The sequence below is a fragment of the Streptomyces sp. NPDC057623 genome (assembly GCF_042800355.1).
Lineage (GTDB): Bacteria > Actinomycetota > Actinomycetes > Streptomycetales > Streptomycetaceae > Streptomyces.
In genome coordinates this window covers 47,513-62,523 of record NZ_JBHVGZ010000036.1, presented here as the reverse complement: position 1 = coordinate 62,523, position 15,011 = coordinate 47,513, and the positions used below count along the sequence as shown (strand labels likewise).

10 protein-coding genes are annotated in these 15,011 nt (G+C 69.6%); 6 read left to right on the top strand and 4 right to left on the bottom strand.

Features of this window, described 5'->3' with window-relative positions; translation table 11 throughout:
- Positions 1 to 63: 63 nt before the first annotated feature.
- On the bottom strand, positions 64 to 858 hold the full coding sequence (locus ACFU95_RS30370) for an MIP/aquaporin family protein (protein WP_370256009.1): 795 nt from the start codon (positions 856 to 858) through the stop codon (positions 64 to 66).
- Between the two features lie 319 nt (positions 859 to 1,177).
- The gene (locus ACFU95_RS30365; RefSeq protein ID WP_383833708.1) at positions 1,178 to 1,942 is read right to left on the bottom strand and encodes an IclR family transcriptional regulator; all 765 of its coding nucleotides are present in this window, start codon (positions 1,940 to 1,942) and stop codon (positions 1,178 to 1,180) included.
- A 293-nt stretch (positions 1,943 to 2,235) separates the two neighbouring features.
- On the opposite strand from ACFU95_RS30365, the gene metH reads away from it, so the two are divergent.
- The 4 genes from metH to ACFU95_RS30345 all read left to right on the top strand — a co-directional run bounded on the left by metH (position 2,236) and on the right by ACFU95_RS30345 (position 10,368).
- The gene (gene metH, locus ACFU95_RS30360; RefSeq protein ID WP_383833705.1) at positions 2,236 to 5,754 is read left to right on the top strand and encodes a methionine synthase; all 3,519 of its coding nucleotides are present in this window, start codon (positions 2,236 to 2,238) and stop codon (positions 5,752 to 5,754) included.
- A 207-nt stretch (positions 5,755 to 5,961) separates the two neighbouring features.
- Positions 5,962 to 6,657: an HAD family hydrolase gene (locus tag ACFU95_RS30355; protein WP_383833702.1), complete on the top strand. Its 696-nt coding sequence runs from the start codon at positions 5,962 to 5,964 to the stop codon at positions 6,655 to 6,657.
- A 426-nt stretch (positions 6,658 to 7,083) separates the two neighbouring features.
- A complete protein-coding gene (locus ACFU95_RS30350; protein WP_383833699.1) occupies positions 7,084 to 8,688 on the top strand; it encodes an ABC transporter substrate-binding protein in 1,605 nt (534 codons plus the stop codon).
- A 99-nt stretch (positions 8,689 to 8,787) separates the two neighbouring features.
- A complete protein-coding gene (locus ACFU95_RS30345; protein ID WP_383833696.1) occupies positions 8,788 to 10,368 on the top strand; it encodes an ABC transporter substrate-binding protein in 1,581 nt (526 codons plus the stop codon).
- 115 nt (positions 10,369 to 10,483) lie between these two features.
- Here ACFU95_RS30345 and ACFU95_RS30340 read toward each other — a convergent pair whose 3' ends face one another.
- Together ACFU95_RS30340 and ACFU95_RS30335 are read right to left on the bottom strand one after the other, a co-directional pair.
- Positions 10,484 to 11,155, bottom strand: a complete 672-nt coding sequence (locus tag ACFU95_RS30340; protein ID WP_383833693.1) for a response regulator — start codon at positions 11,153 to 11,155, stop codon at positions 10,484 to 10,486.
- Between the two features lie 74 nt (positions 11,156 to 11,229).
- Positions 11,230 to 12,231, bottom strand: a complete 1,002-nt coding sequence (locus tag ACFU95_RS30335; RefSeq protein ID WP_383833690.1) for a RecB family exonuclease — start codon at positions 12,229 to 12,231, stop codon at positions 11,230 to 11,232.
- Between the two features lie 175 nt (positions 12,232 to 12,406).
- Between ACFU95_RS30335 and ACFU95_RS30330 the strand changes: the two genes are divergently transcribed.
- Together ACFU95_RS30330 and ACFU95_RS30325 are read left to right on the top strand one after the other, a co-directional pair.
- Positions 12,407 to 13,981, top strand: coding sequence for a site-2 protease family protein (locus ACFU95_RS30330; protein ID WP_383833687.1), 1,575 nt, complete (start codon positions 12,407 to 12,409; stop codon positions 13,979 to 13,981).
- 74 nt (positions 13,982 to 14,055) lie between these two features.
- Positions 14,056 to 14,958 carry a tRNA (adenine-N1)-methyltransferase gene (locus tag ACFU95_RS30325; protein WP_383833684.1) on the top strand — a complete coding sequence of 301 codons (903 nt, stop codon included), beginning with the start codon at positions 14,056 to 14,058 and terminating at the stop codon, positions 14,956 to 14,958.
- Positions 14,959 to 15,011: the final 53 nt, after the last annotated feature.

Here is a 15,011-nt window from a genome sequence, read left to right as displayed (position 1 = left end):
TTACGTACGGCGCGCGCTGAGAGTTTCGGTGCTTATCACCCGAATGGGTGAAGCTCGCTGCTCCTAGGCGAAAGCGACGTTGTAGATGCCTGCCGCGATGGCGCCGCCGATCAGCGGACCGACCACCGGGATCCAGGCGTAGCCCCAGTCGGAACCACCCTTGTTGGGCAGCGGAAGAAGGGCGTGGACGATACGCGGACCGAGGTCACGGGCCGGGTTGATCGCGTAACCGGTCGGGCCGCCGAGGGACAGACCGATGGAGACGACCACGAGCGCGGTGATCAGGGCGCCCAGGGTGCCGAGGCCGTTGCCGGCGTCGTTCAGGCCCTGCGTGAGGACGGCGAGGACCAGCACGACGGTGCCGATGATCTCCGTGGCGAGGTTCTGCACCGCGTTCCGGATCTCGGGACCGGTGGAGAAGATGCCCAGGACCGGGCCCGCGCCCTTCTCCTGGGCCTCGACGGCCTTGGTCGCGGTGGCCTGGGCGCCCGGACCGCCGACGATCTCCTTGTCGGTGAGGTGGGCGTGGAACTGGCCGTAGTAGGCGACCCAGACCAGGGCCGCACCGATCATGGCGCCGAGCAGCTGTCCGGCGAAGTACGTCGGAACATTGCTCCACTCGCCGTCCTTGATCGCGAGTGCGACGGTCACGGCCGGGTTCAGATGGGCGCCGGACAGCGGCGCCGAGGTGTAGACCGCCGTGAGTACTGCGAAGCCCCACCCGAAGGTGATGGCGAGCCAGCCGGCGTTGCGGGCCTTGGAGGCCTTCAGCGTGACGGCGGCGCAGACGCCCCCGCCGAGCAGGATGAGTATGGCGGTACCGATGGTCTCGCCGATGAAGATGTCGGAGCTGGACACCCGCGACTCCTTTGTCCTTCGTCCAGGGAAGCCGAACCCCGGGTCCCTCCGGTGGTTCGCGTTGCCCTCGGGGGTGAGAGCGATGCCGGCCCTTGGCGTTGTCACACTCTAGCGCGTATTGCCGGTAGGTGTTCGACAATGCCGACCGATGGACGGGAGTCTTGCCCCGGCGTCAGGTGTGCGTCAAGAGCTCTGTCGTTGAATGCGCGATCGTTGTTGATTGTGTTTATTTATCGACATCGCGACAGTGGGGTCGTGACATGACAAAGGCCGGGACGTCCTACGACGTCCCGGCGGTCACTCTCGTGCCAGGGGGCGCTCAGAACCGCCCGGCGCCCAGGTCCCGCGACACCGCACGGGCGCAGTCACGCACGGCCGCGATCAGTTCGGGGCGCAGCTCGCCGTCCCGGTACAGCCGCTCCATGGCGCCGGTGATGCCGACCGCGCCGACCGGCATACGGCGTCGGTCGTGGATGGGGGCGGCCAGGGAGGCGACGCCCTCCCAGGTCTCCTCGACGTCCGCCGCGTAGCCACGCGCGCGTGTCATGTCGAGGAGATGCTCGAAGTCGTCCAGCTCGCACACCGTCCGGTCCGTGAAGGCCTTGCGGTCGGCCTCGATCGCCTCGCTGTGCGCGACCGGGTCGTACGCCGACAGGACCTTGCCCAGGGCGGTGGAGTGCAGGGGCTGCATGGCGCCGATCTCCAGCACTTGCCGGCTGTCGTCCGGGCGGAAGACGTGGTGGACGATCAGCACCCCCTGCTGGTGCAGGACGCCCAGGTAGACGCTCTCCCCGCTGGAGCGGGCCAGGTCGTCCGTCCACACCAGGGCGCGTGCCCGCAGCTCGTGCACGTCCAGATAGGTCGTGCCCAGGCGCAGCAGCTCGGCGCCCAGCTGGTAGCGCCCGGAGGCGTCGTCCTGCTCGACGAAGCCCTCCTGCTGGAGGGTGCGCAGAATTCCGTGGGCGGTGCCCTTGGCGAGGCCCAGTGACGAGGCGATGTCCGACAGGCCGAGGCGTCGCTCGCCGCCTGCGAGAAGCCGCAGCATCGCGGCCGCCCGTTCGAGCGACTGGATGTTCCGTGCCATCGCCGTGCTGCCTCCGTCCCCTTCGACCGTCGACATCGCGACGTCGCTGCCGCCGTTCGGCAATGTCGAACACTACCGGTCGATGCCGACCTCCCGCTAATGGTCCGTCGCCATCCGGCTGCTTCTCTTGTGTCACAGGTATCCGGTGAGCGCCCCCACTGTCGTCCCCGTCCGCGTCGTGGACGGCCCGACCATTTCGTCGCGGTCCCGGCTACCCTGACGGCGTGCGCCCGCTGTGGAAAGTCACACAGGGGGGCAAAGCCGACAGCCGTCGCATTCCAGGGAGCCCTTTCATGGCCTCGTTGCCACCGACCCCTTCCGCCGACAGCCGGACCCGTGCGTCCGCCCTCCGTGAGGCGCTCGCCACCCGTGTGGTGGTAGCCGACGGAGCGATGGGCACCATGTTGCAGGCCCAGGAGCCCAGCCTGGAGGATTTCCAGCAGCTCGAGGGCTGCAACGAAATCCTCAACGTGACCCGCCCGGACATCGTCCGCTCGGTGCATTCCGAGTATTTCGACGCGGGCGTCGACTGCGTCGAGACCAACACCTTCGGTGCGAACCTCACCGCGCTCGGCGAGTACGACATCCCCGAGCGCGTCGCCGAGCTGTCCGAGGCCGGCGCCCGCATCGCCCGCGAGACGGCGGACGAGTTCGCCGCGCGGGACGGCCGCGCGCGCTGGGTGCTCGGGTCGATCGGTCCCGGCACCAAGCTGCCCACCCTCGGCCACACCACCTTCACCGCCATCCGTGACGCCTACCAGCAGAACGCCGAGGGCCTGCTGGCCGGCGGCGCCGACGCGCTGCTGGTGGAGACCACCCAGGACCTGCTCCAGACCAAGGCATCCGTCCTGGCCGCCCGCCGGGCGATGGAGACAGCCGGGTACGACGTCCCGCTGATCGTGTCCGTGACGGTGGAGACCACCGGCACGATGCTGCTCGGATCGGAGATCGGCGCCGCGCTGACCGCGCTGGAACCGCTCGGCATCGACATGATCGGCCTGAACTGCGCGACCGGCCCGGCCGAGATGAGCGAGCACCTGCGCTACCTGTCCCGGCACTCCCGCGTCCAGCTGTCCTGCATGCCCAACGCGGGCCTGCCGGTGCTGACCAAGGACGGTGCCCACTACCCGCTGACGGCCCCGGAGCTGGCCGACGCGCAGGAGAACTTCGTCCGCGACTACGGCCTCTCCCTCATCGGCGGCTGCTGCGGCACCACCCCGGAGCACCTGCGTCAGGTCGTCGACCGCGTCCGCGACCTCACCCCGGCCGGGCGCAGCCCGCGCCCCGAGCCCGGCGCCGCATCGCTCTACCAGACCGTCCCCTTCCGCCAGGACACCTCCTACCTGGCCATCGGTGAGCGCACCAACGCCAACGGCTCCAAGAAGTTCCGCGAGGCCATGCTGGAGGCCCGCTGGGACGACTGTGTGGAGATGGCCCGCGACCAGATCCGCGAGGGCGCGCACATGCTCGACCTGTGCGTGGACTACGTCGGCCGGGACGGCGTCGCCGACATGGAGGAGCTGGCCGGCCGCTTCGCCACCGCCTCCACACTGCCCATCGTCCTCGACTCCACCGAGGTCGACGTCATCCAGGCCGGCCTGGAGAAGCTCGGCGGCCGCGCGGTCATCAACTCCGTCAACTACGAGGACGGCGACGGCCCCGAGTCCCGCTTCGCGAAGGTCACCCAGCTCGCCCGCGAGCACGGCGCCGCGCTGATCGCGCTGACCATCGACGAGGAAGGCCAGGCCCGCACCCCGGAGAAGAAGGTCGAGATCGCCGAACGGCTGATCGACGACCTGACCGGCAACTGGGGCATCCTCGAGTCGGACATCCTCATCGACGCCCTGACCTTCACCATCTGTACCGGCCAGGAGGAGTCCCGGAAGGACGGCATCGCCACCATCGAGGCGATCCGCGAGCTCAAGCGCCGCCACCCGGACGTCCAGACCACCCTCGGCCTGTCGAACATCTCCTTCGGCCTGAACCCGGCCGCCCGCATCCTGCTCAACTCCGTCTTCCTCGACGAATGCGTCAAGGCGGGCCTGGACTCGGCCATCGTCCACGCCTCGAAGATCCTTCCGATCGCCCGCTTCAGCGAGGAGGAGGTGCGGACGGCCCTCGACCTGATCCACGACCGCCGCGCCGAGGGCTACGACCCGCTGCAGAAGCTGATGGCCCTCTTCGAGGGCGCCACTGCCAAGTCGCTGAAGGCGGGCAAGGCCGAGGAACTCGCCGCCCTTCCACTGGAGGAGCGCCTCAAGCGCCGCATCATCGACGGCGAGAAGAACGGCCTGGAGGCCGACCTCGACGACGCCCTGCAGACCCGTCCTGCCCTCGACATCGTCAACGAGACCCTCCTGGACGGCATGAAGGTCGTCGGCGAACTGTTCGGCTCCGGCCAGATGCAGCTGCCGTTCGTCCTCCAGTCCGCCGAGGTCATGAAGACCGCCGTCGCCCACCTCGAACCGCACATGGAGAAGTCCGACGCCGACGGCAAGGGCACCATCGTGCTGGCCACCGTGCGCGGCGACGTCCACGACATCGGCAAGAACCTCGTGGACATCATCCTGTCCAACAACGGCTACAACGTGGTCAACCTGGGCATCAAGCAGCCCGTCTCCGCGATCCTGGAGGCCGCCGAGGAGCACCGGGCCGACGTCATCGGCATGTCCGGGCTGCTGGTCAAGTCCACGGTGATCATGAAGGAGAACCTGGAGGAGCTCAACCAGCGCGGCCTGGCGGCGAACTACCCTGTCATCCTCGGCGGCGCGGCCCTCACGCGCGCGTACGTCGAGCAGGACCTGCACGAGCTCTACGGGGGCGAAGTCCGCTACGCCCGGGACGCGTTCGAGGGCCTGCGCCTGATGGACGCCCTGATCGGCGTCAAGCGGGGCGTGCCCGGCGCGAAGCTGCCCGACCTCAAGCAGCGCCGGGTCAGGAGCACCGCCACGACGGCCGTGGAGGACGAGCGTCCCGAGGAAGGCCACGTCCGCTCCGACGTCGCCACCGACAACCCGCTGCCCGAGCCGCCGTTCTGGGGCACCCGCGTCATCAAGGGCATCCAGCTCAAGGAATACGCCTCCTGGCTCGACGAGGGCGCCCTCTTCAAGGGCCAGTGGGGCCTGAAGGAGACCCGCACCGGAGACGGACCGTCGTACCAGGAACTCGTCGAGAACGAGGGCCGCCCGCGGCTGCGCGGACTGCTCGACCGGCTGCAGACGGACAACCTCCTCGAAGCGGCCGTGGTCTACGGCTACTTCCCGTGCGTCTCCAAGGACGACGACCTGATCCTCCTGGACGAGCACGGCAACGAACGCACCCGCTTCACCTTCCCGCGCCAGCGCCGCGGCCGCCGCCTGTGCCTCGCGGACTTCTTCCGCCCGCAGGAGTCGGGCGAGACGGACGTCGTGGGCCTCCAGGTGGTCACCGTCGGCTCGCGGATCGGCGAGGAGACGGCGCGGATGTTCGAGGCGAACGCCTACCGCGACTACCTGGAGCTGCACGGCCTCTCCGTGCAGCTGGCCGAGGCGCTCGCCGAGTACTGGCACGCGCGCGTGCGCTCCGAGCTGGGCTTCGCCGGTGAGGACCCGGCCGACATCGAGGACATGTTCGCGCTGAAGTACCGCGGCGCCCGCTTCTCCCTCGGCTACGGCGCCTGCCCGAACCTGGAGGACCGGTCCAAGATCGCCGACCTGCTCCAGCCGGAGCGCATCGGCGTCCACCTCTCCGAGGAGTTCCAGCTGCACCCCGAGCAGTCCACGGACGCGATCGTCATCCACCACCCCGAGGCGAAGTACTTCAACGCACGATGACGTACTCCGTGACGTACTCCGTCGGCGCACGACGCGCCGCCTCCGGCGTGATTCTGGGCGGGACCGCGGGCGTGTGACCGGTGTGCCCCGAGGCACATCGATCAGATCAGGCGCTTCGGCGCCGCACGTCGTAGACTGGACGGTCCACCGCAGGCCGGTTCCCTTCATGGGAGCCGGCCTGATCGCCCCTCAAGGAGGTGCGCCAGGATGACCAGCACGGTCCCCGCGCCAGTAACCCGTACGGCCGACGGTTCGGCACTTCAGGCTGTACTCCTCGACATGGACGGAACCCTGGTGGACACCGAGGGCTTCTGGTGGGACGTCGAAGCCGAGGTCTTCGCGGGCCTCGGCCACACCCTCGACGACACCTGGCGCCATGTCGTGGTCGGCGGCCCGATGAGCCGCAGCGCGGGATTCCTGATCGAGGCCACCGGAGCCGACATCACCCTCGCCGAGCTCACGGTGCTGCTCAACCAGGGCTTCGAGGACCGTATCGACCGCGCCCTGCCCCTGATGCCGGGAGCGGCCCGGCTACTGGCCGAACTGGCCGAGTACGAGATCCCCACGGCGCTGGTCTCCGCCTCGCACCGGCGCATCATCGACCGCGTGCTCACCTCGCTCGGCCCGCAGTACTTCGCCCTCACCGTCGCCGGCGACGAGGTGGCGCGCACCAAGCCGCACCCGGACCCGTACCTGTTCGCCGCGGCCGGACTCGGCGCCGAGCCCGGCAGATGCGCGGTAGTCGAGGACACGGCGACCGGTGTGGCCGCCGCCGAGGCCGCGGGCTGCCATGTGGTGGCCGTGCCGTCGGTCGCGCCGATCACGCCGGCCGCCCGGCGTACCGTGGTGACCTCGCTGGAAGAGGTCGATCTGGCATTTCTGCGCGGGCTGATCGTGGTCTGACAACAAAAATAGGGTCGGCGTTCACCCAGTGTGCGGCCCCGATAGACCAGGGAATTCCGCAAAGGAATTCGAATGTCGAGCGATGGCTGAATTCCGGAGCGGACCAAGACCGTTCACTTTGTGACGTTCACCACTCTCCGGAGTGTCGACAGGTGTTCCGCGGTGTGCCGTCGGCCCACATTCGGGGCCTTCAGGCGCACCGTTGTGTCCCGATTGATGGATCAGTGCACGAATCCTTCCGGCATCAGCTTTCCGGTGCGTCCGCGATCGGTCTCACAGCGTGATGGGTTCTCAACTCCGGTGGCGGCGAACCTTCCTACGGGTGCGGACTAACCTCGTCGCGAGAACATCGCCCTTACCCCCGTGATCCGCCGCGACACCCCTGCATGCCGGGTACACGGAGTCGACAGCTGGAGAAACCCGAGCATGAACCGCAAGACTTTGGTGCTGCCGGCCGTCATCGGCCTGCTCGCGCCGGTTCTCGCCGCCTGCGGCGGAACCGACAGCGGTAGCGGCGGCGGCGACGCGATCGTCGTCGGCACCACGGACGCGTTCACTGCCTCGAAGGACGCTCCCGCCCCCCTCGACCCGGCCTACGCCTACGACGTCGGCACCTGGAACATCCTGCGCCAGACCGTGCAGACCCTGATGGTCCAGCCGCGCGGCGAGGGCGACCCGGTGCCCGAGGCCGCCCAGAGCTGCGGCTTCACCGACAGCGGCAACGAGCGCTACGCCTGCACCCTGCGCAAGGACCTCACGTTCGCGAACGGCGACCCCGTCACCGCGGGCGACGTGAAGTACTCCATCGACCGCGCCCGCGCCCTCAAGGCCGACAGCGGCGTCTTCGCTCTGCTGTCCACCATCGACACCGTCGAGACACAGGGCGACCGCGAGGTCATCTTCCACCTCAAGACCGCCGACGCCACCTTCCCGTTCAAGCTGTCCACCCCGGTCGCGGGCATCGTCGACCCGGACACCTACGCCAAGGACAAGCTGCGCGACGGCTTCGAGGTCGACGGCTCCGGCCCGTACACCCTCCAGGCCGAGGTCAAGAACGACGAACTCGTCTCCGCCGTCTTCACCAAGAACCCCGACTACAAGGGGAGTCTGACGGTGAACAACGACAAGGTCGAACTGCGCAACTTCGCGGACGCCGACGAAATGGGCACCGCCCTCGACAAGGGCGACATCGACCTGATGACCCGCACCATGTCGCCCGAGCAGATCCAGAAGCTCTCCGCGGACTCCGACGACACCGTCGACCTCGTCGACATGGCCGGCCTGGAAATCCGCTACCTGGCCTTCAACACCAACGACCCGAGCGTACGGACCAAGGCCGTCCGCCAGGCGATGGCGCAGATCGTCAACCGCGGCGAACTCGTCTCCAAGGTCTACGGCTCCCAGGCCGAACCGCTGTACTCGCTGGTCCCCGCCAGCGTCACCGGCCACTCCAACTCGTTCTTCAACAAGTACGGCGACCCGAGCCCCGCCAAGGCCAAGTCCCTGCTGGAGAAGGCCGGCATCACCACACCGGTGAAGCTGACGCTGCACTACACCACCGACCACTACGGCTCGGCCACCAAGAAGGAGTTCGAGCTGCTCCGCGAGCAGCTCAACGACAGCGGCCTGTTCGACGTCGACATCGAAGGCGCCCCCTGGGCCACGTTCCGCCCCGCCGAGCAGAAGGGCGAGTACGAGGTCTACGGCATGGGCTGGTTCCCGGACTTCCCCGACGCCGACAACTTCCTCGCGCCCTTCCTCGACAAGGACAACTTCCTCGGCTCGCCCTACGCCAACAGCGCGATCCGCAACAACCTCATCCCGGAGTCCCGCCGCGTGGCCGACCGGCTCTCGGCGGCCGGCAGCCTGACGGACATCCAGGACATCGTCGCCGACGACGTCCCGGTGCTGCCGCTGTGGCAGGGCAAGCAGTACGTCGCCGCCGGCGACGACGTCACGGGGACGGCGTACGTGCTCAACTCCTCCTCGACCCTTCAGCTGTGGGAGCTCGGCCGCGGCGTGAGCGGCTGACGTCTCTCCGTGCCCGGCGCCGACGACCAGGGCGCCGGGCCTGGCCCGGGATCCGGGACGCGGCCCGGGTTCCTCACAACGACGACAAGGCACTCGTACGTGAACATGCGCAACCAGTGGCCGGTCCTGCCCGTCGTGGCAGGGCTGGCCTCCGGCCTGCTGACCGGCTGCGGAACCGAGACGGGCGACACCGGGGGGACCGGCAGCTCGGTGGTCATGGGGATGTCCGACGACGTCCTCGCCACCGACCCCGCCTCCGGCTACGACCCCGGCTCCTGGCTGTTGTTCAACAACGTCTTCCAGTCCCTGCTCAGCTTCCCCAAGGGCGCCACCGAACCACAGCCCGAAGCCGCCGAGCAGTGCACCTTCTCCGACACGGAAGCGAAGGTCTACAAGTGCACGCTCAGAGACGGCCTCAAGTTCAGCAACGGTGACGAACTCACCTCGGAGGACGTCAAGTTCTCCTTCGACCGCATGCTGAAGATCAACGACCCCGACGGCCCCGCCGTCATGTTCCCCACGCTCGACAAGGTGCGCACCCCGGACGAGAGGACGGTCGTCTTCCAGCTCAACACCCCGGACGCCACCTTCCCGAGCAAGATAGCCTCCGGCGCCGGCTCCATCGTCGACCAGGAGCAGTACGACGCGAGCGGCCTGCGCAAGGACAACGAAGCGGTCGGCTCCGGCCCGTACAAGCTGGACTCGTTCGACGACGACGAAGCCGTCTTCTCCGTCAACGAGAACTACAAGGGCACCGCGAAGGCGCAGAACTCCGGCGTGACGCTGAAGTTCTTCCACGGCGACCAGGACGCCCTGAAGAAGTCCCTGAGCGCGGGCGACGTCGACATCGCCTACCGAGGCCTCACCGCCGGCGACATCGCCGACATCGAGAAGTCCGGCGGCGAGTCCGGCGCCGAGGTCGTCGAGGGCAGCAGCGCCGAAGTCCAGCACCTGGTCTTCAACATGGACGACCCGGTCACCGGAAAGCTCGGCGTCCGCAAGGCCATCGCCTACCTCATCGACCGTGACGCCCTCATCAAGGACGTCTACCAGGGCACCGCCAGCCCGCTGTACTCGATCATCCCGGCCGGTATCAGCGGCCACAACACGGCCTTCTTCGACACCTACGGCGCCCGCCCCTCCAAGGCCAAGGCCGCCGCCGCGCTGCAGGACGACGGCATCACCGGCAAGGTCAAGCTGACCCTCTGGTCCACCCCGTCGCGCTACGGCCCGGCCACCGACCAGGAGCTGAAGACGATCGCGCGGCAGCTCAACGACAGCGGCCTGTTCGACGCCGACGTGCAGTCCGTCGCCTTCGACCAGTACGAGAAGGACATCGCCGACGGCAAGTACGGCGTGTACGTGAAGGGCTGGATCCCGGACTACCCGGACGCCGACAACTTCACGGCCCCCTTCTTCGGCAAGGGCAACGTGCTGAGCAACAACTACAGCAACAACGCCATCACCGGCTCGCTCATCCCGCGCACCGCCGCCGAGAGCGACCGCTCCGCGACGGACGACGAGTTCAACCAGCTCCAGGACATCGTGGCCAGGGAACTCCCCGTCCTGCCGGTCTGGCAGGCCAAGCAGTACGCCGTCGTCCGCGACAACGTCTACGGCCTGGAGTACTGCCTCGACGCCTCCACCGTCTTCCGCTTCTGGGAGCTGAGCAAGGGCTGACGCGCGGCCACCGCCGACGGACGGTCCCCTACCCGTCGCACATACGAAGAGGGCGCCCCTTCCAGGAAGGGGCGCCCTCTCCGCCGTGACGCGGGCTCTCGCCGTGCTCCGGCCCCTACTGCGCGCCGGGGCGCACCAGCCCGCTTTCGTACGCGTACACCGCGGCCTGCACCCGGTCACGCAGCCCCAGCTTGGTGAGGACATGCCCGACGTGCGTCTTCACCGTGGTCTCGCTGACGAACAGGTCCGCGGCGATCTCCGCGTTGGACAAGCCCCTCGCCACCAGCTTCAGCACCTCCACCTCGCGCTCGGTGAGCGTGTGCAGGGTGTCCGGAACCGGCTCGTCACCCGACGGCAGATGCGTCGCGTACTTGTCGAGCAGCCGACGCGTGATGCTCGGCGCGAGCATCGCCTCACCACCGGCGACCACACGGATCGCCTGCACCAGCTCGTTGGCCGGAGCGTCCTTCAGCAGGAAGCCGCTGGCGCCCGCCTTCAACGCCTCCACCACGTACTCGTCGAGATCGAAGGTGGTCAGCACCAGCACCTTCGCCGGCCCGTCCCGCTCGGGCCCGGTGATCTGCCGGGTCGCCTCGACACCGTCCATCCGAGGCATACGGATGTCCATCAGAACCACGTCGGGCTGTAGAGCCCGCACCTGGTCGAGAGCCTGGAGGCCGTCGCCGGCCTCGCCCACGACCGCGATGTCCTGCTCCGCTTCCAGAATCATCCGGAAGCCGGTACGCAGCAGCGGCTGGTCGTCGACCAGTAGGACGCGGATGGCCACGTAAGTCTCCTTCGCTAGTCCGGCCCCATTCTGCCCTGCGGGCCGTCACCGGACTCGCCCGCCCTGACCGGCAGCTACCGCGTCCCCCCGCCGACGCTTTCCTCTGCCCCCCTCACCTCCAACGGATACGGCGGGGGAGTGCCGCCGAATTCCGGGCAGTGCGCCTGGTGATCGCACCAGCCGCACAGCTTCGTCGGCCGCGGACGCCAGACGCCCGTCTCGGTCGCCTCCCGGATCGCCTCCCACAGCGCCAGCAGCTTGCGCTCGACCCGCTCCAGGTCGGCGAGGACCGGGTCGTACGTCAGCACGTCACCGCTGCCGAGATAGACGAGCTGGAGCCGGCGCGGGATCACGTTCTTCAGCCGCCACACGACGAGCGCGTAGAACTTCATCTGGAACAGCGCGCCCTCGGAGTACTCGGGCCGCGGCGCCTTGCCGGTCTTGTAGTCGACGATCCGCACCTCACCCGTGGGCGCCACGTCGACCCGGTCGATGATGCCGCGCAACCGCAGCCCCGAATCCAGCTCGGCCTCCACGAACAACTCCCGCTCGGCCGGCTCCAGCCGCGTCGGGTCCTCCAGCCCGAACCACCGCTCGACGAGCCGCTCCGCCTCACCCAGCCACGTCGCCAGCCGCTCGCCCTCCGGATCGTCCGCGAACAGCTCCACGACCTCCGGCCTGCTCTCCCGCAGCCGGTCCCACTGACCGGGGATGAGCGACTTCGCACGCGGAGCGGTCCGCTCGGCGGCCGGGGCGTCGAAGAGCCGCTCCAGCACCGCATGCACCAGCGTGCCCTTCGTCGCCGCCGCGCTCGGCTTCTCGGGCAGCCGGTCGATCACCCGGAACCGGTAGAGCAGCGGGCACTGCATGAAGTCACTGGCACGCGAGGGAGACAACGAGGCCGGCGCTATGGCAGCGCGGACCACAGTGCCACCCGCCGCGGCCGCGTCCTCACCCGCCACGACCACCGCCGCCGTACTGTCCGCCCCCGCTGGGTACTCGTCCGTCGCCGGCGCGGTCACCGGCGCGGCGTCACCGCCGCGGTCCGCCGCGGCACCCTCCGTGCTCGTCTCCATGCCCACAGACCTTACGGCCCGCCACTGACAGTGACCCAGCCCCGGCCGTTACGGCTGGGACGGCCGGGGAAACAGAGAGGGGTGCCGGGGCGGAACACGCCGCGACGGCCGCATACCATCGACCCAGACCCATCCGCCCGGCAGGCGCGGAAGACGCTTCGAACGAGGGGAAACCGTGGACGAGAGCGGCGGGAGCGGGCAGCCGCGGTCCGGCACCGACGAGTCGACCGAGCGCCGAGCAGACCGTAGGTCCCCGGCCACCGACCCCGCACGCCCCGACCCGGCCCCGACCGCCGAACAGCCCACGGACGGCCGGCCATCGGGCACCGACCAGGACGACACCCCGCACGAAGCCCCGCAGGCCACGGACGGCGACGACGCGGCCGCCGACGGTGAGGCAGCCCAGCAGGCACAGGGCGCCCCCGTCGACGACCCCGCGACCCGGCCGGCTCCCGCCCACCCCGCCACAGCACCGGCGCCGACCGAACCCCAGCCCGACGCGGACCCCCACCACGCCCCCACGCACGGCCCCGACGCCCACGACCGCACCCTCGCCCACTCCGGCACGACCAAGGGCCGACCGCCCCAACGCCCCAAGGAACCCCGCGGCGGACTGCTCATGGGACGCCCCTTCGGCGTCCCCGTATACGTCGCCCCCAGCTGGTTCCTCGTCGCCGCACTCATCACCTGGGTCTTCGGCGGACAGCTCGACCGCGTCCTGCCCGAGCTCGGCGCCGCCCGCTACCTCGTCTCCCTCTTCTTCGCCGTCGCCTTCTACGCCTCCGTCCTCGTCCACGAACTCGCCCACACCGTCGCCGCACTCCGCTTCAAACTGCCCGTGCGCCGCATTCAGCTCCAGTTCTTCGGCGGGGTCTCCGAAATCGAGAAGGAGGCCGAGACACCCGGCCGCGAGTTCGTCCTCGCCTTCGTCGGACCGCTGCTCTCCCTCGTCCTCGCCGGCGTCTTCTACGCCGCCATGCAGCCCGTCGAACCCGGCACCGTCCCCGGCGTCCTCCTGGCCGGCCTGATGATCTCCAACCTCATCGTCGCCGCCTTCAACCTGCTCCCCGGACTGCCCCTCGACGGCGGCCGCATGCTCCGCGCCGTCATCTGGAAGCTCACCGGCAAGCCCATGGCCGGCACCATCGCCGCCGCCTGGGTAGGCCGCGCCCTCGCCGTCTCCGTCCTCATCGGACTCCCCTGGCTCACCCAGTCCGGCGCCCTCGGCTCCGACGCCGTCGACAACGTCGGCATGGACACCGTCATGGACGCCCTGCTCGCCGCCATCCTCGCCGCGATCATCTGGACCGGCGCCGGCAACAGCCTCCGCATGGCCCGCCTGCGCGAACACCTCCCCGAACTGCGCGCCCGCACCCTCACCCGCCGCGCCGTCCCCGTCGAGACCGACACCCCCCTCTCCGAAGCCCTGCGCCGCGCCAACGCCGCCGGCGCCCGCGCCCTCGTCGTCGTCGACGCCGACGGCAACCCCCTCTCCCTCGTCCGCGAGGCGGCCATCGTCGGCGTCCCCGAACACCGCCGCCCCTGGGTCGCCGTCAGCGGTCTCGCCCAGGACCTGACCGACGGCATGCGCGTCTCCGCCGAACTCGCGGGGGAGGACCTGCTGGACGCCCTGCGGGCCGCCCCCGCGACCGAATACCTGGTGGTGGAGGAGACCGGCGAGATCTACGGCGTCCTCTCCGCCGCCGACGTGGAGCGCGCCTTCGTGAAGGCGATGGCCAGGCCCAGCTGACACCCGCCCGCACGGACCGGTGCCCCGACCGCCCCATGGTCGGCGGCCCCCACAAACCCCGGTAGGCTGTTCACATGTCCGAACCGACCGGTGCCGCCCGCAGGCGCGGGCCCTTCAAGGTCGGGGACCAGGTTCAGCTGACCGACCCCAAGGGCCGCCACTACACGTTCACGCTCGAAGCCGGGAAGAACTTCCACACCCACAAGGGTTCCTTCCCGCACGACGAACTGATCGGCGCACCCGAGGGCAGCGTTGTCCGCACCACCGGGAACGTCGCCTACCTCGCGCTGCGCCCCCTGCTCCCCGACTACGTCCTGTCCATGCCCCGCGGGGCAGCCGTCGTCTACCCCAAGGACGCGGGGCAGATCCTCGCCTTCGCCGACATCTTCCCCGGCGCACGCGTCGTCGAGGCCGGCGTCGGCTCCGGCTCGCTCAGCAGCTTCCTGCTGCGCGCCATCGGCGACCAGGGCATGCTGCACTCCTACGAGCGCCGCCAGGACTTCGCCGATATCGCCCAGCAGAACGTGGAGCGCTACTTCGGTGGCCCCCACCCCGCCTGGCAGCTCACCGTCGGCGACCTCCAGGACAACCTGTCCGACACCGACGTCGACCGCGTCATCCTCGACATGCTCGCCCCCTGGGAATGCCTGGAGGCCGTCTCCAAGGCCCTCGTCCCCGGCGGCATCGTCTGCTGCTACGTGGCGACCACCACCCAGCTCGCCCGGACCGTCGAGTCCATCCGCGAGATCGGCTGCTTCAACGAGCCGAGCGCCTGGGAGTCGATGATCCGAAACTGGCACATCGAGGGCCTCGCCGTCCGCCCCGACCACCGGATGATCGGCCACACCGGCTTCCTGCTCACCGCCCGCCGCCTCGCCGACGGAGTCGAGCCGCCCATGCGCCGCCGCCGCCCCGCCAAGGGCGCCTACGGCGAGGACTACGAAGGCCCCAACGCCGACGGAGGCGCCGGCCGCTGAGGCGGCCCCGTGCCGCAACCAACGTACAAGCGCTGTGGTCGAGTTCCCGGAAC